At 36.2% G+C, this 18,091-nt stretch carries 15 protein-coding genes; 7 read left to right on the top strand and 8 right to left on the bottom strand.

Features of this window, described 5'->3' with window-relative positions:
* Positions 1-5: 5 nt before the first annotated feature.
* A complete protein-coding gene (locus ND855_RS08000; protein WP_265357913.1) occupies positions 6-548 on the bottom strand; it encodes an MORN repeat-containing protein in 543 nt (180 codons plus the stop codon).
* 44 nt (positions 549-592) lie between these two features.
* Positions 593-2,587, bottom strand: coding sequence for an ATP-dependent helicase (locus ND855_RS08005; RefSeq protein ID WP_265357914.1), 1,995 nt, complete (start codon positions 2,585-2,587; stop codon positions 593-595).
* Between the two features lie 80 nt (positions 2,588-2,667).
* Here ND855_RS08005 and ND855_RS08010 point away from each other — a divergent pair, with 80 nt between their 5' ends.
* The gene (locus ND855_RS08010; protein WP_265357915.1) at positions 2,668-3,759 is read left to right on the top strand and encodes a response regulator; all 1,092 of its coding nucleotides are present in this window, start codon (positions 2,668-2,670) and stop codon (positions 3,757-3,759) included.
* A 12-nt stretch (positions 3,760-3,771) separates the two neighbouring features.
* Here ND855_RS08010 and ND855_RS08015 read toward each other — a convergent pair whose 3' ends face one another.
* Positions 3,772-4,125, bottom strand: a complete 354-nt coding sequence (locus ND855_RS08015) for a hypothetical protein (protein ID WP_265357916.1) — start codon at positions 4,123-4,125, stop codon at positions 3,772-3,774.
* Positions 4,126-4,349: 224 nt separating this feature from the next.
* Between ND855_RS08015 and ND855_RS08020 the strand changes: the two genes are divergently transcribed.
* From ND855_RS08020 to ND855_RS08045, 6 genes are read left to right on the top strand one after another with little or no spacing between them, the layout of a single operon-like run.
* Entirely contained in the window at positions 4,350-7,256 is a 2,907-nt protein-coding gene (locus ND855_RS08020; protein WP_265357917.1) for an LPS-assembly protein LptD, read from the top strand.
* Between the two features lie 13 nt (positions 7,257-7,269).
* Positions 7,270-8,670, top strand: coding sequence for an undecaprenyl-phosphate glucose phosphotransferase (locus tag ND855_RS08025; RefSeq protein ID WP_265357918.1), 1,401 nt, complete (start codon positions 7,270-7,272; stop codon positions 8,668-8,670).
* Between the two features lie 9 nt (positions 8,671-8,679).
* Positions 8,680-8,964, top strand: coding sequence for an Asp-tRNA(Asn)/Glu-tRNA(Gln) amidotransferase subunit GatC (gene gatC, locus ND855_RS08030; RefSeq protein ID WP_100726816.1), 285 nt, complete (start codon positions 8,680-8,682; stop codon positions 8,962-8,964).
* On the top strand, positions 8,961-10,427 hold the full coding sequence (gatA, locus tag ND855_RS08035; RefSeq protein WP_265357919.1) for an Asp-tRNA(Asn)/Glu-tRNA(Gln) amidotransferase subunit GatA: 1,467 nt from the start codon (positions 8,961-8,963) through the stop codon (positions 10,425-10,427). The genes gatC and gatA overlap by 4 nt, the downstream gene beginning before the upstream one ends.
* A 1-nt stretch (position 10,428) precedes the next feature.
* The gene (gene hisF, locus ND855_RS08040; protein WP_265357920.1) at positions 10,429-11,196 is read left to right on the top strand and encodes an imidazole glycerol phosphate synthase subunit HisF; all 768 of its coding nucleotides are present in this window, start codon (positions 10,429-10,431) and stop codon (positions 11,194-11,196) included.
* Entirely contained in the window at positions 11,193-12,929 is a 1,737-nt protein-coding gene (locus ND855_RS08045; RefSeq protein ID WP_265357921.1) for a sodium:solute symporter family protein, read from the top strand. Before hisF ends, ND855_RS08045 begins: the two co-directional genes overlap by 4 nt.
* Positions 12,930-12,937: 8 nt before the next feature.
* On the opposite strand, the gene ND855_RS08050 is transcribed toward ND855_RS08045, so the two are convergent.
* The 5 genes from ND855_RS08050 to folD are packed head-to-tail and all read right to left on the bottom strand — an operon-like array spanning position 12,938 to position 18,058.
* Entirely contained in the window at positions 12,938-14,035 is a 1,098-nt protein-coding gene (locus ND855_RS08050; protein WP_265357922.1) for an esterase/lipase family protein, read from the bottom strand.
* The gene (gene rlmB / locus ND855_RS08055) at positions 14,022-14,795 is read right to left on the bottom strand and encodes a 23S rRNA (guanosine(2251)-2'-O)-methyltransferase RlmB (RefSeq protein ID WP_265357923.1); all 774 of its coding nucleotides are present in this window, start codon (positions 14,793-14,795) and stop codon (positions 14,022-14,024) included. The genes ND855_RS08050 and rlmB overlap by 14 nt, the downstream gene beginning before the upstream one ends.
* Positions 14,777-16,228 (bottom strand): cysteine--tRNA ligase, encoded by a 1,452-nt coding sequence (gene cysS, locus ND855_RS08060; RefSeq protein ID WP_265359363.1) that lies wholly within the window; start codon positions 16,226-16,228, stop codon positions 14,777-14,779. Before cysS ends, rlmB begins: the two co-directional genes overlap by 19 nt.
* A 2-nt stretch (positions 16,229-16,230) precedes the next feature.
* Positions 16,231-17,199 (bottom strand): acetylxylan esterase, encoded by a 969-nt coding sequence (locus tag ND855_RS08065; RefSeq protein ID WP_265357924.1) that lies wholly within the window; start codon positions 17,197-17,199, stop codon positions 16,231-16,233.
* Positions 17,183-18,058 carry a bifunctional methylenetetrahydrofolate dehydrogenase/methenyltetrahydrofolate cyclohydrolase FolD gene (folD, locus tag ND855_RS08070; protein WP_265357925.1) on the bottom strand — a complete coding sequence of 292 codons (876 nt, stop codon included), beginning with the start codon at positions 18,056-18,058 and terminating at the stop codon, positions 17,183-17,185. The genes ND855_RS08065 and folD overlap by 17 nt, the downstream gene beginning before the upstream one ends.
* Between the last annotated feature and the right edge of the window lie 33 nt (positions 18,059-18,091).

Genomic DNA, 18,091 nt, shown 5'->3' on the forward strand with positions numbered 1-18,091 from the left:
AGGAGTTACTCACAGAGTAACTTCCTTCCTGTAATTTTACAATTTCTAGATTTACCATCATCGATTAAAACTCCGATACCTTCTTGGCCATCGGAGGAAAAATCACCAGAAACGGATTTCCCATCTTTGAAACTATAAGTTCCTTTTCCATTGATTTGGCCATTTTGGAATTCTCCAACATACTTATCACCGTTTTTGAAATTGTACTCACCTGGGCCTTGTTTTTTATCTTCTACATAAGTCCCATTGAATTTTTCACCATCCGCATAGAGAAAGTTACCTGCACCATCTCTTAAATCGTTTTTGAAGGAACCAGTATAAATGTCTCCATTATCATAAACATATTTACCAACTCCATTGACACAATTTCCTTCGATACATCCAAATTTTTTTCCACCTTTTTCGGGGTCTTCCATATTCACATTACGTGAGTTTGATTTTGTATCCTGGTTTTTGGAATCTGTTGTTTCTTTTGGATCATTGGATGCACATGATACAAATAATAATAAAAATGAAGTCAAAAAAATGGTTTTCCAGTGATTCTTCATAAATCCCCCAATGGCTTAAATGATCCAGGAAGGCAGTAGAAAAATCAATTCAAAAAGTAATTTTGGATATTCTGAAAGGAAGAACTAGGTGGATTGTTTTCCTGGTCATTTCCATTATTTTCAGAATTGTTATTGTTTTTTGGTTCTAAAGTTTCATACAATTTCAATTCTTTGTCCAAATCTGAAATAAATCGACTAACCGAAGTAAAACGGTTTTTGTCATTAAATGCCGGATGTGTTAGAAAAAGTAGGTCTTTTGCTCTCGTAACTGCCACATAAAACAAACGCCTTTCTTCTTCGAGTTCTTCTATTGTACGGATGCGATGGTTAGGTAAATTACCTTCAACCACCTGCATTGTAAATACAACTTTCCATTCTAATCCTTTGGCAGAATGGATTGTAGATAATGTCAAATATTCATCTTTTAATTCATCAGAGTTTCCAATTTCTTTCCCTTCCACAGGATTTAGGATTAGATTGGAAAGATAATCTGACAACTTAGTTTCATTTTTTGATAGAAGTAAAAGAGAATCCAAATCTTGTTTCCTTTTTTCGGAATCATCATAGTTATCTTCTAACACTTTTATATAATGAGATAAAATGGATTCTAATATCTGATTAGTGGATTGTTGGTAAGGGGAAAGTTTGTCTAAACAGTCCATGAGTTTTGAAAAAGATTGTTTTGTATTTTCTGGTAATCCAAGGAAAAAATTAGCATCGTTTTTCCATTGGAATTGGTTCGATTCCAATCGTTTATAAAGGATTTGGGAATATTTTTTACCAATTTGTTCCTCTAATAATAATATTCGATTCCATGAAAGAATGTCTCTTGGATTCTCAACAACTTTTAAATACGCAATTACATCTTTTACATGTGCCAAATCCAAAAATCGTTTCCCACCAAACTTACGATAGGGGATTTTTTTCGCATTTAATTGCACTTCTAATAAATGGGAGGAATATCCAGAACGAAATAGGACAGCTATTTGTGAAAAGGGGACACATTCTTCATAAAGTTCCAAAATTTTTCCTGCCATCCATTCAGCTTCTTCCTCAAATGACTCTATTGTTACCAAAAATGGTAGTAATGCATGTTTTTGTGTGGCTGCAATTAAATTCTTTTTATAATTTTCAGAACTTTTTTCTAATACTGCATTCGCAAGGTTGAGAACAGTTTGGACACTTCGGTAGTTTTTTGTGAGTTGGATGATTTGCGTATTTGGAAAAATTTTTGGAAAGTCCAACATGTTATGAACACTTGCTCCACGAAATCCGTAAATACACTGTGCATCATCACCTACAACTAAGATATTTTGGTGGATACTTGCCAGTAAACAAGCGATATGCGCTTGTATTTTGTTTGTATCTTGGTATTCATCTACCAGTATATATTCATAAGTGGAGGACATTTTTTGTCGAATTCTTTCATCCGAGACAAGAATTTTGCGAGTGAATTCTAATAAATCGTCAAAATCGAGTGAGTTATGTTTAGCTTTGAGATCGGCAAATTTAGTTTTGATTTCTTGGATTTCTTTTGTGATACCAAGAAACATAGGATATTCTCTTTGCAGGTATTTTTCTAATGAAATTTGCAAATTGAAACAAGCAGAAAAAATTTCAGCGAGTGTTTCTTTTTTGGGAAACCGAACTTTTGTTCCTGTTGAGACAACCTGTTCTCTCGCCATACCGACAAATCCAATTGTGTCTTCCTCATCCAATATCGTAAAATTCGAATCTAATGAGATAACGTTTGCAAACTTACGTAAAAAATGATGGCAGAAGGAATGAAAGGTTCCCCCTCGAACAGACATCATACGGTTGTCCAAAATACTAGAAGCACGACCCAACATTTCTTTTGCAGCACGCCTTGTGAAGGTAAGCAAAAGGATAGATTCAGGATTTGTACCATTTTTTACCAAATGGGCCAATTTATGGACGAGGGTATTGGTTTTTCCGGTCCCTGCCCCAGCAACCACTAAAATCGGGCCTTTCTTGGCCAAAACCACTTGTCTTTGGGCATCATTCAGTTCCTGGTCCACAATACAGAGATTTGTTGTCTGGATTCTGTTGACAAACGGAAATTATTCTATTTGATAGTGGAGACTGGTTGTATAAAACAATGACATCTATTGTGGAAAATCAAAAAGAAACTGATGTAAAAAAAATCCTAGTTGTCGAAGACGAAAGGATCATTGCGATCAATATTTGTTCAACCTTAAAACAATACGGTTACAATGCTACTTATGTATCGGAAGCAAATGATGCGATTGAACAAATTGAATCCGAACACTTTGACCTAGTTCTCATGGACATTATGTTGAATGGCCCGATGGATGGAATTGAAATTGCCGGTAAAATCAAAAGAAGTAAGGAAATTCCAGTCATTTACCTCACTGCTTATTCTGATGAAGCCACAATCAATCGTGCTAAAACCACTGAACCATTTGGTTATTTGATCAAACCATTTAATAGTCGGGATTTATATATTTCTGTGGAAATGGCAATTTATAAATCACAAGTACAAAAGCACATCCGAATTGTGGAAAGTCGATTGGCTGAAAACCAAAAATGGGAAACCATCGCACTTGTTGCTTCCGGCATTTCGCACGAAATTAATAATCCTCTTACATCCATACTCAATTTAGCGGACCTTATCCTTTTAGAGGCAAAAAAAACATCTAATCCAAGCTTAAAGGAAAAAGCTGAAAAAATTACAGAAGAATCAGAACGAATCGCTAAGATTGTGAAAAACTTAGTTTCGTATTCACAATCAACTAGCTCCCAATGGACGTATTCCAATTTAGTTAGCATTTTAAATGATACACGTTCCTTCCTCCACCAATACTTTTTAAAAGAAGGAATCCAATGTGAGTTGGAAATGGGAGACGTCCCTCATGTGTATTGCCAACCTCAAAAAATCAAACAAGTCCTTCTCAACTTAATCCAAGACGCAAGGTTACGAGTGAATACTAGAGAAGATTCCATAGGCAGGAAAATTTCTGTTTCGCTGTCAGTGATCGGTGAGGAAGGAAAAGAATTTGTCAAAATTCAAATCAAAGACAATGGTGCGGAAGATTTGATGATGGGAATATCTCAAATGAATTCTTTAGATGTCACACGTAGCATTATTGCCGAACACAAAGGTAACCTAACACGTGATGAAGAGTACTCTTCTTGGGTGTTTACCTTACCCATTGTAAAACCTGTTTGAACTAAAAAATGACTAAGAAGGATTCCCTGATAGGATAGGTTTTTTGTCCAAATGGGGTGTTTCTAATAATTTAAAAAATAATTCGATACGATTGGAATGTAATAACCAATTGTCTTCTGACAAAAGACCCGCTAAGAAAAAATTAAAATCTTTGTAATAGGCAAAGGAAAGTTGAGGGTTTTTCGTAAAGTCAAGGAGCAAAGCGAGGGCTAATCGGTTGGCACTTTCCTCTGGACCAAAACCATCGGTTAGGATTTGGATCGAAGGTTCTGGAACTTGGACAATGTGTTCTTCTTGTCCGTCTCTTATTTTGAGGTTGTACCGTAAGGTACCTGGAATGCGTTCTCCAGAGTAGGTTTTAGCCATTCAAAACTCACCTATGCCCAAGTCTCGAGCCTTTTGATTATGTCCATTCCTCGGAAACTTACGCAACCTCTTTTTCATAGAATTTACAAGATTCAGACTCGAATTTCTACCTGGTTTTCCATTGATTTTTTCGATAGGGGTAAAACTCTCGTTCTATACTTCCAAAGCCCGCTGTGCAAAAATCCATTCATTTTCTCATACTATTTTGTTGTTTTCTTATCGGAATGGAAATTCTGGCACAGGATACTAATGGCTTAAAACTGCTATTCCCTGACCAATCCTTACCAACGAAAAACCAACAAGAAGAAGAAAGAAAACAGACAACAACTCAAATCCAAAGAGGCATTGTTCGCAAATCTGTTGATGGCATGACGGACCGAGAAGTTGACGATAACTTAAGAAATTTAGGTTTGAATCCTACAGGAACAATTTATACCAAACGGGAACGATTACGGGAAGCACTTGTGCCTCCTGAAGAGGTTCCACTCACACCCGAATCTTTACTTGCCTCACAACCCAAAAAAGGCCCACCCATTCAAATCCAGAATGCTGCTGAGGGTCAACTCATGAACATCGACAAAACAAAAGGTGGAGTCCTTGTTTTAAGAGGGAAGGTGCGTGTTAAAATCAAAGCAGGGGAATTGATTGCTGATTCTGTTTCCATCGACGCAAATCGACAAGAAATTTATGCAGAAGGGGGAGTGGAATACAAAGACGGAAATGCCAAGGTGATTGGAGATCGTATGATCTATGATCTAAAATTAAACCAAGGTGTTGTATACAATTCTAAGTTAAGTATGTTTCCTTCCCACTTCATTGGTCAAAAGATCAAACGATTGGATGAAAAACGATACCTATTAGAAATGGGTTACTTTACTGCATGTAATGCGGAACTCCCACACGAATCTTTCCAAGCCAAACGCATTGTCATCCATGATGATCGAACGGTAGTAGCGCAGTGGGTTTCTTATAAAGTTGGTGGCACAACTCTTTTTATGTTACCGTTTTTGTACAATTCAGAATCTGGTAATGGTGTTACCACACAGTTTGGTAAAAATAACACACAAGGTTGGTTTTGGCAAAACTCTTACCAATGGTCAGATTCTTATCCAAATAGTTTATTCTTAGCAAACGGATATAAATTTCGTTTTGATATGTATGAAAAAACGGGCCAAGCTGCTCAGTTAGAGATGTGGAAAGTTTCACCCATTCTCAATTATAATATCAACTTAGGTTATGCTAATTATAAAAACACAGCTATCACTCCTGTTTATGAAGATCGTTTCAAAAATGGTGGAATTGGATCAGTTGCAGTAACCAATAACGTAGATCGGGGAGAATTATTTCCGAATACAAGTCTTCCTTATCGTAATACGGGTGTTAACTATGACCCTTGGTGGAAAGCTGATTTACGGTTAAATGCTAAATTTAATGATTTTTCAAAAGATTACACTAGAAACTTTCAATTACAATACGAAAATTATAGTAACAGATTGTTTGATTATGAATTTGGAAATCGATACCAACCTTCTAATTCTTTACAATCATTGTATACATACCGTGATGTACGTTTTGGACTTATCAGAAACCTTCTAAACTGGAACTTCAATTATACAGAAAATAGAGGGGATTTGAGTGTTGGTATTTCCATGAGTCGAACCCTCATTTACCAAATCCAAGCAAATCAATTCTTTGCAGCACAAGATACATTACCAGCTGTCACCATTCGGAATTCCAGTAATATTGGATTAATCCCAGGAACTGCTAGCCCTGTTTATTGGGATTTGTTGTTCCAAACAAACATCAATCGAATTTACGGGCCACCACAACAAAAGTTAAATCCAACCACAGGTGTAGTGGATCCAAGAAGCCAATACCAAGATTATGTATTAAGGTCACAAACGAATGTGGTAGGAGAAACAGGGTTTCGTTCCCCAATTGCGATGGGAGCATACATGTCGTTTACTCCATCCGTTTATATGGGAGCCACAAAACAATCTGTTGAATTCCCTGGAACAGGAAGTGAGTTAAACGGACCAGACCGCGATGTAAACAAAGCATACGCAACTTTACTCAAACAACAATCGTATCAATATGTAAGACAATCTCATACAGTTCGTATGGGAATTCCAGAAATTTTCCTTTCAACCACTTATCGCAGATTAGATGCAGATAAAGCAGAAGCAAAAGATCCAATTTTGGGTAATTTACGCCAACACGAGGCTGAATTTTCATTAGAAAGTTATGCCTTAAATGATTGGGATATTTCAGTTCGGACCATCAGGGACTTACGTCAGTTTTCATCTTCTTATAACCCTGGTCTTACCAATATGCAACGTTGGTACTATACAGTTGTTAGGATTGGTGGTTTTTTTGATTTTGTGGATGGGTTCACAACGAGAAGACCAAGTTTGTTAGAGCGAAAACGAAACTTTTATTCCGGTATTTTTATCAATAATGATTATGTTCATCATACTCCACAAAATCGATCTCTATCTAACAACCTAACTGTATCGTATAAAATGGGAGGATTTTCTTGGCCCATCATTCGAGCATTCCGCAGTTTGGAAATTGGTTCAACTTGGTACCATGTTTACAAAGATAGTTTTTTAGATAGTTACCGATTCTTTTTCAAAACAGATGTGAAAGTAACTCGTTACACAGGACTCGAATTGGAATTAGATTCCAGAGTAACTGAACCTTGGCGCCTAACTGCACTTGCACAAGGTCAGTTTTATGCATTAAATACAAGTCCTGAACTGTATACTGCACAAACTGGAACCAATTATGACCAAACGACTATCTGGGAAGATTTGGCATCAGGAACCGGAGCTAAAGGACAAACGGAGAGACAAAAAACTGTTTTTAATATCAACAGGTTTATGATGACGTTTAAGATGGACCTTCATAATTGGGAGTATCGATTGGGATATAGTATGAACCTTCGTGCTTTACCGGGAGGTCTTGCTCTCAACAACCAATTAACTTTTTACGATCAATCCGTATATTTATCTGTAAATTTAACAAATTTCAGTTTTGGAGATTCAGCATCTGCCCAAGCAACAAGGGTAAGATTGTATCGATTCAGAAAACGTCCATTAGATGGGACTTCGACAGATTTAACAGATTAAAGATGGTAACCAAATGCTAAAAGAAAGAAGCCAATCATTCAAATTACTATTTTTAGTTACTGATTTTTTTATAGGCTTAGCTAGTTTTTTAACAGCTTATGTAGTTAGGTATTATTTATCTCCAGATTCTAGTTTTCAAATCCAAACAATTGATCCTGTCAATTATTTGATCCTGGGAATAGTGCTTGGATTTTCCCAAGTCGTTTCCTTTTTATCCATCGATTTATACCACCCAAGAAGAGGTTTATCTTTTTCAGATGAACTTTTTGCCATCATCTCAGGAGTGATCCTCAATCTTCTAGTTGTATTATCTCTTCTCTTTTTCTTTCGTGGAGAAAGTTTTTCTCGATTGGTGATCGGTTACTTTGCAATTTGTACGGTAATCCTCACTTCCTTTTCTCATTTTGTTCTCAGATCACTCATGCAGTATCTAAGGAGCAAGGGTTATAATTTAAAGTCAGTTCTCATCATTGGAACTGGTAAATCAGCCATTAACTTTTCTAAAACATTACAAAAACATTCTATTTATGGATATACTGTCAAAGGGTTTGTGGCTGGTAAAAAAAATCTTTCCCCAAAACAAATTCAAACTGTCACATCGACAACCAAGTTAGAAAATTTTGTAGAGCAAAACCAAATTGATTTAATTGTTTATGCACTTTCACACGAAGAAGGGGATTCCTTAAAGGAAGTGATCGATATTGCTGATTTTCATGGTATCGATTTAAAGGTAATTCCCAGTTACGAAGAGATTGTCACTGCCAAAGGTAGAGTGGAAGTGTTAGATGGGATTCCCATTATTTCCATTCGTAACATTCCACTACGATTAGGATATAATTTGGTTTTAAAGAGAAGCTTTGATATCCTGTTTTCGCTATTTTTTATCCTTTTGTTTAGTCCATTCTATCTCTTAATTGCATTACTTGTGAAATTGACAAGCAAAGGTCCTATCTTTTATAAGCAAGAAAGAGTTGGTCTTGACAACAAAGTTTTTGGAATGATCAAATTTCGTTCCATGGTTGTCCAAGCCAAAGAAAAATCTGATACATTATGGACTGTTAAAGATGATCCAAGGGTAACACCAGTTGGATCTATCCTACGTAAATTATCTTTGGATGAAACACCACAATTTTTCAATGTATTACTTGGTGATATGTCAGTTGTTGGACCTAGACCAGAAAGACCGTTTTATGTGGAAAAGTTCAGAAACGAACACCACCAATATATGCGTCGTCATGCGGCAAAAGCTGGGATCACGGGTTGGGCACAAGTACAAGGATATAGAGGAGACACCTCTATTGAAAAAAGAATCGAAGCAGATATTTTTTACATCGAAAACTGGTCTTTACTTTTGGATATAAAAATCATTTTACTCACACCTTTAAAAGCGATTATAGATAGGAATGCATACTGAGGAAACCTTATGGATGAAAAAGAATTAAAGAACATTGCTAACTTAGCAAAACTCAACATTGAAGACAGTGAAATTGCAGGTATGCTCAGTGATTTCTCGAGAATTGTACAGTATGTAGATGAAATCAAAAATCTTGATACATCGAAAGTTGGTGATGATGAGATTTATGAACAAATTTTCTATGAACTGAGAAAAGATTTAAGTGAAAACTCGCTAAAACGAGATGATTTATCAAAAATTGCTCCTTCATACGAAAATGGGTATGTCGTTGTTCCAAAGGTGATTGAAACATGAAAGATATTATATTTCTAACTTATTCCGAGATCAAAAAAAAGCTGAATGATGGGAGTTTAACCTCACAAGAGTTAGTCTCCGCATATTTAGAGCGAATTAAAGCTAGTGATTCAAAAGTGAAAGCATTTTTGAATCTAAATGCTGACAAGATACTTACCGAAGCGAAAGCAAGTGATGAAAGAAGAAAAGTCGGTAAACCTTTCTCTGAATTCGATGGAATCCCAATCGGAATCAAAGACAATATCTGTATCAGAGGGGAAATCACTTCATGTTCTTCTAAGATTTTGGAAAATTTTGAATCTCCGTATGATGCAACAGTCATCACAAAATTAAAAGAGAAAGGTTTTGTTTTTTTCCCGAGACTGAATATGGACGAATTTGCAATGGGTTCTTCTACAGAAAACAGTGCATTCCAAACATCTAAAAACCCATTTGATACAGATCGGATTCCTGGTGGATCAAGTGGTGGTTCGGCGGCAGCAGTAGCAGCTTCCATGTTACCAATTTCACTCGGTTCAGACACAGGTGGATCGATTCGGCAACCAGCTGCACTTTGTGGAATTTGGGGCTTAAAACCTACTTATGGAAGAGTATCGCGTTATGGACTTGTTGCTTATGCATCCAGTTTAGACCAAATTGGACCTTTTTCCAATGACATGGAAGGGATTAGTGACCTATTAGAAATTTTATCAGGACTTGATACAAAAGACCAAACAACCGCTAAAGTAGATCATTTTGATTCCAAATCCGTGAATACAATTGATTGGAAAGGTAAAAAAATTGGGATCATGAAAACTGAAGATTTTAATTTTTCACCTGATGTGAATGCAAGGTATTTAGAAATTTTGAAATCATTGCAAGAAAAAGGTGCAGAGTTAGTCGCATTAGATTTTTCCCTTTTGAAATATGCAATTCCAGTATATTACTTAATCGCAACTGCAGAATGTTCTTCTAATTTAAGTCGTTTTGATGGAATACGATACGGATTACGAAAGGAAACCACTGGAAAATTAGAGGATTTATATTCAGAATCAAGAAGTGCTGGATTTGGAAAAGAAGTCAAAAGAAGGATATTACTAGGAACTTTCTCATTGAGTTCAGGTTACTATGACGCTTATTATGGTAAGGCTCAAAAAGCTAGAGTTCTCATCCGAAAACAATATGCAGATTTTTTTAAATCAGTAGATATCATTTTACAACCTACATCTCCAACAACAGCATTCAAAGTGGGAGAAAAAACAAAAGATCCCATTCAAATGTACCAAGCTGACATTCTGACAACTTCTGTTAATTTAGCAGGCGTTCCAGCGATCAGTTGCCCTGCCGGTGTTGATCAAAATGGACTTCCAATTGGAATCCAATTAACATCTTCGCATTTTGATGAAGTTAAACTACTTAGTTATGCAAATTCACTCTCCAAATTGGATCTTTGTAAGATAACATTGCCGAAAGAGATCAAATAAAATGGATGAATTAACCAAAAGAGTGATTCCTTGTTTGGACATCAAGGGAGGAAGAGTGGTAAAAGGGGTCCAGTTCGTCAACTTGATCGATGCGGGAGATCCTGTTTCATGTGCGATTGCATATGAAGAAAACAAAGCAGATGAATTGTGTTTTTTAGACATCACTGCTTCCTCTGACAAACGAGACATTCTTTTGCATTTAGTAGAAGAGGTAGCTAACAAATTATTTATCCCTTTCACAGTTGGTGGAGGAATTCGTACCATAGATGATGTAAAAGCTGTCCTCAATAAAGGTGCAGACAAAGTATCAATCAATACAAGTGCCTTTCAAAACCCAAAACTTTTAAAAGATGCAAGTGAGATTTATGGTTCACAATGTATCGTTTGTGCAATTGATGTGAAATTCCATCCAGAAAGAAAACGATATGAAGTGTATCTGAATGGTGGTAGAGCTGAAACCGGTCGTGAAGCATTAGATTGGGGACGTGAAGCATCTGAAATGGGTGCAGGTGAAATTTTACTCACATCCATGGACAAAGATGGCACAAAAGATGGGTTTGATATTACTTTGATGAAAACTTTCACAAATAATCTATCCATTCCGATTATTGCTTCAGGTGGAGCTGGTAATCCAGAGCACATGGCGGAAGTGATTTTACGTGGAGGTGCTGATGCTGTACTTGCTGCTTCTATCTTTCATTTTGGAGAATTTTCCATCCAAGAAACAAAACAAACAATGAAAGAAATGGGTATCAAAGTAAGATTATGAATTCATTTCATATCTTAGATTATCTCTTTTTCCTTTTTCCTTTTTTCATTATATTTTTCATTCTGTATCGTTTCCGAGCTAAAAACAATTCCACAAAAGAATATTTCCAAGCCGAAGGAAGTTTAAATTGGTTTGTTGCGGGAACTGCCATGGTTGCAACAACCTTTGCGGCTGACACACCTCTTGCCGTAACAGAGATTATTCGAACCCAAGGAATATCAGGAAATTGGATTTGGTGGTATATGGCTGTTGGTGGGTTTGTTACTGTATTTTTCTTTTCCAAACTTTGGAAACGTTCAGGAGCAAGCACTGACTTAGAACTCATTCAAATTCGTTATAGTGGTAAGGAAGCTGAATTTTTAAGAGGATTTAAAGCATTTGTCATTGGTTTACTTCTAAATTTAGTGATCCTTGGTTGGGTAAACCTAGCCATGTTAAAAATCATACCTGTTTTTTTTCCAAGTATCAATTCGTCACTTGTATTAGTATTTTTATTGTTATTCGGTGTCATTTATACCGCCATTGCTGGATTACGCGGAATTTCCTATATTGATGTTTTTCAATTTTTTCTAGCGTGGATTGGATGTATCCTGTTTGCCTATTTTGCACTCCAACTTCCTTCGATAGGTGGTTTGGAAAATTTAAAATCACAATTACCGAAGGACAAAATCCTATTTTTCCCCAACGGGGATCATGGATCACTCCCTTGGGATCATTTTTTGATCCTACTAACAGTACTTTGGTGGTCAAGCTGGTATCCTGGATCTGAACCGGGAGGTGGAGGTTACATTGCACAAAGAATCCTTGCTACCAAAAATGAATCAGCAGCGCTAAAGGGTAGTTTATGGTTTGTGATTGCTCATTATTTTGTTAGACCTTGGCCATGGATTTTAGTAGCACTTGTTTCCATTGTCTTATACCCAAATTTATCAGAGATAGAAAGTGGTAAAGGTTTCCTCATGGTTTTACAAGAAGGAATGCCAAATGGAATGAAAGGATTAATGCTAAGTGCCTTTTTGGCTGCTTATTTATCCACTTTAGCAACTCATTTGAATTGGGGTGCTTCTTATTTAGTGAATGATTTGTGGAAACCATTTACGAATGGAAAAAAGTCCGATTCTTATTTTGTAAAAATTTCTTATCTCATACAACTCCTAACGGCAGTATTTTCGTTTTTTCTCGCGGTATATGGAATGGAAACCATTAAAGGTGCTTGGGTATTTTTACTTGAAGCTTCTTCAGGTATTGGATTTGTATTGATTGTTAGATGGTATTTTTGGCGAATTTCAGCTTGGACTGAAATTTTAGCACTGATACTTTCTCCCATTTTATATATTGTTTATTCACATTTACTACAATTTCCATTCCCTTATTCTATCCTATACACTTCCATAAGTTCCGCGATGATCTTACTTCTTTCCACTTATGTATTACCCAATACAAAAAAGGAAATCTTGTATTCATTTTACGAAACAACAAAACCTCCACATTTTTTTTGGAGGGGATTTTTCAGTGAAAATCCAGAATACAAACAAAGTTTTTATCATAACCATATTATCATGTCTCTTATTGGAACAGTATTTGGATTGTGTTTTGTATTTGGTGGACTCTATACGATTCAGTGTCTTTTTTGGAAAGAAGGAGAAATCAAATTTGGAATCTTGTTTTTTCTGATTGGATTACTTGGACTCATTTTTTCCGTTCAAAAAATTCAGTCTAAATCCAGACCTTAAATTCTTTTTTAAGGGTGATTTCGAATTTCCGTGATCACTTGAGAAAATAAATTTCGGCTTTTTGTGTCATCAACATTGATTGTCTGGAATGCCATCATAGAATGATCACAATCACTAACATTGATTTGTTTGCTACTGAGGTTACCAATCCTTGCGCTATTGACAGGAACGATACCGTCTGATTGAGTAAATCCAGCATTGGATAGTAGGGTACATCCTGTGTTATAGTAAAACGTTTCGCCAACACTACAGCTACTTAAGACCCCTGCAAAACTAATGAACTTACTATTAAAACCTGATTTAAGGTACGAATCATTTAAAGCATCTAACACGAGATTTGTGGCTCCATTCAAAACTGGTTGTAAATTGCCCTGATTGGTATACGCAAGTTCCTGACCTCCTTGTGTATTAACTAAATAATTTCCAAGTTCATTGACAAAGGGATTTGAACCCAAAAAATTATTAGTCGCAAATGGTGAACCGTATTGCGGGCTGGCAAGGGTTACGACCAAACGTACAAATGGTAAATCTCCTGTTTCCTTTGCAAGGGCAACACGAGTCACAAGTCCACCCATGGAATGTGCAACGATATAAACAGAATCTGTATCAACAAAACTTGCACGCAAAGTTGCATAAAACTGTCTGCCATTTACTAAAATACTGTTAGAAGTTCTATAGGTATATACATACAAATCAAATTCTGATTTTGCAGAATCCCTTCCTTCTTGGTAATGAATGAGTCCATTAGAAAATGTATTCTTTATATTTTGAATTTTTTTTTCATCGTTTGTAATCGGATCAGAATCTCTTTCTGCTGGATTCCAACCATGGACAAATATAATTTTTTTGGCATTCGCCTTTGGAAACCAGTCAATGGATACAAATTGGGAATTTGCTAAATTTCTGGAATTTCCTGGAATAAAACCAAATAATTTCTGATTGGGATTGGGTAAAAGTCCAAGAAAAGCAAGTAACAACGCTTCTTCGTTTTTGTCTTTTTCGGAAACAAATTCTTTCCTATAAAAATCGTACAAACAAGATTGAAATGTCATGATCGAGAATATGAAAAATAAAAAAATGCCAATGATTCGCTTATTGCGAGACATTGTGTAGTCTATCCAAGGTAATTCCACAAGCAACTACCACATTGAGCGAAGTAACTGCGCCATATAATGGAATCCTAGCTACATAATCTGCATCTTCAAGTAAAATTCTTTTAACTCCCTCTCCTTCATTCCCCATGATCACTGCCATTTGGGAAACATCAGGTAAATTTTCCCAAATCTCTTCTTCACCTTCTTCATCAGTGGCAAGAATCCAATATTCATTTTTTTTGAGGAATTCTATTCCGTGTTTTAAATTCGCCACTCTATAAATTTGAATATGATGAATGGCACCTGCAGATACTTTTTCAACTACAGGAGTAATAGGGGAAGTATCTCTATCAGACATTAACACATGTTTTACGCCCATACATTCTGCCGTACGTAGTAAGTTCCCTAAATTACCGGGGTCTTGGATTCGATCCAAAATCAAAATTGGTCCTTCGTTTGGGTGAATGTTTTGTTTAAATTGTTCAAAACCAAGTGAAGCAAACGATTTTTGTTTTGTACGGATGATCACATAACCTTGGTGATTTTTATCTTGGGCAATTCGATCCAGTTCCCTGCTAGAGACTGTTGTGAACTTTACAGAATTTGGTAAATAAGACTTAATCCTATGTTTTTCTTCATTTCCAATTCCATCTTTGACAATGACTTCACGAATGGTTTTTATGCCTCGTTCGGGAGCCATTTGTTCCAGTGATTCTAAAAATTCAAAAAAATTCCGTTTCCCAAAAAGTATTTCTACGGGGCTTTTTTCCATGTTGTGATTCCTTCTTTTGTGTCAGCGAGAAGGATGCCTTTGTTTTCCAACTCTTTTCGTATATTGTCAGCAGTAACAAAATCTTTATTCTGTTTTGCCAATTTTCGATTTTCAATTTGTTCCAAAATCCAGTCTTCAGAAATTCCATCTAAATCTGCCTTTGGTTTTTCAAATGAGAATACCGCGAATAGATCATTCATTTTCAAAAACAAACGAAGGGTCTCTTTAGTAAAAAGATCCGTACTTTCTTTTTTAGTTTGATCTAGAGTTTGGTTTACAATTCGCACGAGTTCATGAAGAATCGCAAGCGCCTTAGGGATATTGAGATCATCTGCTAAAGCATTTAAAAAGTCATCATTGAGTTTTGCGATTTCAGGAAGGGAAAAAATCAAATTTTCTCCAGCTTTTGGAATTAAATTCCATAAGTTGCCAGTATCCAATAATCGAAATATTGTATTTTGTATTCTGTCTAAAGAAACTTTGGATTCTTCCAATTTCGCCAAAGAAAAATTCAACTTACTTCTATAATGAGCTGATATTAAATGAAAACGAATGACTCTTGGTTCGTATCCTTTTTCTAGAATATCTCGTAAGGTATAAAAATTTCCCTTACTTTTTGACATCTTCTCTCCATCAACTAATAAGTGTTCGCAGTGAAGCCATGTTCCTACAAACTCTTCATTTGGATAGGCCCCTGTAGTTTGTGCGAATTCATTTTCATGGTGAGGGAAGAGTAAATCAATTCCACCAGTATGAATGTCTATCCCGGAACCATAAATTTTGCGAATCATGGCAGAACATTCTAGGTGCCAACCAGGCCTGCCCGTACCTAAACGAGTATGCCAACATTTTTCGTCTTTTGTTTTCTGGTTTTTCCACAATACGAAATCTCTAACATCGTCTTTCTCGTATTCATCCGCATCATAACGAACACCAGATTTCATTCCAGATACATCGATTTTTGACAACTCACCATATCGATTGAACTTCTGAATGGAAAAATAGACATTCCCTTCTCGTTCATAAACTAATCCATTCGATTGTAAAGTTTCGACAAGAGACACCATATCTTCAATCGATTCAGTCGCTTTGGGATAATGTTCCAGAGTTTGAACTTGTAATGTTGATAAATCCTTAAAAAACGCTTCTGTCCAAGGTTTTGTAAACTCTTCCACACTGATGTTACGTTTTATAGATTCATTAATGATTTTATCATCAATGTCAGTGATATTCATTGACTGATTTAACTTATAGCCACCTAACAGAAGGGAACGACGCAAAATATCTACGAATAAAAATGATCTTATATTCCCAATATGTGCAAAATTATAAACAGTTGGACCACAAGAATAGATGGAAACAGAGTTAGGATCCTTGGGTACAAAAGGTTCTTTTTTTCCAGATTTTGTATTTAAAAAGACAAAAGGAATCAAACTCATAAGGCAAAAATTTCTTTTACGAATTCTAAATTCGCTTGTGGTTGTTTTTCTTTTCCAGCTTCGTTTCCTTCTGTTGGATATAACTGCATTCGTTTATCACAGTTCATATGATTAAAAAGTGCAAATGTTGATTTTGGATGGGAGATTTGGTCTTCCATTCCACAAGAAAATAGAGCAGGAATTTTTATTTTTTTTGCAAAATTCATCGCATCAAAATAAGATAATTCTTTTTTGTAATCGATTTTTTTCGTGGCTCGTTTCTCAAAAAATGGAGTGAGTTCTCGCACCCAAGGATTTCCTTTTAAGGACATTTGTTCCTTATCAATATAACAAAATGAAGGTGTTTCTAAAATGAGTCCTTTGATTCGATCCGAATAAGCCGCACCAAACACAGCCAAGGCGGATCCCAGTGATTTACCATGGAGAATGATTTGATCACCATCGATTCCATCAGAAAGTCTTAGAAATTCTATCGTACGTATCACATCTAAATAGAGTTTTCTCATATAAAACTCTTCTTTTTGGTCAAGGCCATGGGCAAAATAATTGGGAGTCCAACCAATCGGGGATTTACCAGTTGCCGGATCCACTGGAATCTGGATCATTTCTTCGCCATGTCCACGTAATGTGATATGAAGTTGGGCGACACCCAAATCAGAATATCCTTTTTGGATTTCCTCAGGAATTGCAAGGTAATCGTGAAAATAAACAACTACAGGACGATCTCCACGTTTTCTTGGAATTGCTAATTTTCCATGTAACACATGATTGTCGATGCTTTGGAAACTAATATCATTCAAAGATTCCCAAATGAAAGAACCTTTTAAGACTGTTTTATATGTAGCTTTGATCGGAACTTTTTTAAGTTCCCCAATCCCTGATTTCCAAAAACTATCCAAATCACTTGGTGGATCTAGTTTTGGAATTGTTTGAAAACATTCGTCAAAACTAACGGTTTGTGGCATGAGAATCCAACTTAGGAGAAAATTGACCTAAAAAACTATACATGGTTTGTAAAAGAAGAACGGAAATTGTCATTGGGCCCACACCACCAGGAACTGGAGTGTAGTAGGAAGATTTATCTTTTGCTTTTGAAACTTCGATATCCCCCACATTACCAACGTTATAGCCAGCATCCAAAATCACTGCACCATCTTTTATCCAATCCGCTTTAATGAATTCTGGTTTTCCTACAGCACCTACAATGATATCAGCTTGTTTGACTAGTTCAGGAAGATCTTTCGTTTTGGAATGGCAAAGGGTGACAGTAGCATTCAAATTGGTTAACATAATCGCCATAGGTTTCCCTAAAATTGGTGATCTTCCTACAACCACTGCATGTTTCCCTGTAACATCAATTCCATATTCTTGCAAAAGTAGAACCATACCGTACGGAGTGCACGGATAGTAAGCCTCACTATTCATAGATAAATTTCCAAAGGAAACCGTTGTCACACCATCTACATCTTTTTCTAATGCAATTGCATCAAAAGCCTTACGTTCATCAATTTGATGGGGAACTGGGTGTTGTAATAAAATCCCATTGATCGATGGATCAGAATTTAATTTACGAATTTCGTCTAAGAGCTCTTCGGTGGTAGTTTCTTCTTTCAAACGAATGTAACGCGAATTCATTCCTACTTTTTCACAGGCTTTCACCTTCATATTGACATAGGTTTCGGATGCAGGGTTATTCCCAACAAGGATGGTGGCAAGGGTAGGAATTCCCTTACCTTCTGCTTTCGCTTTTGCTAATGTTTCTTGGATTCGATTTCGGATTTTTTCGGAAATCGCTTTACCGTCTAATAGGATGCTAGATTTCATTCTGTAAGTTCAAAATTTCAGAGAAAATTGAAC

It is taken from the genome of Leptospira paudalimensis, from assembly GCF_026151345.1.
Lineage (GTDB): Bacteria > Spirochaetota > Leptospiria > Leptospirales > Leptospiraceae > Leptospira_A > Leptospira_A paudalimensis.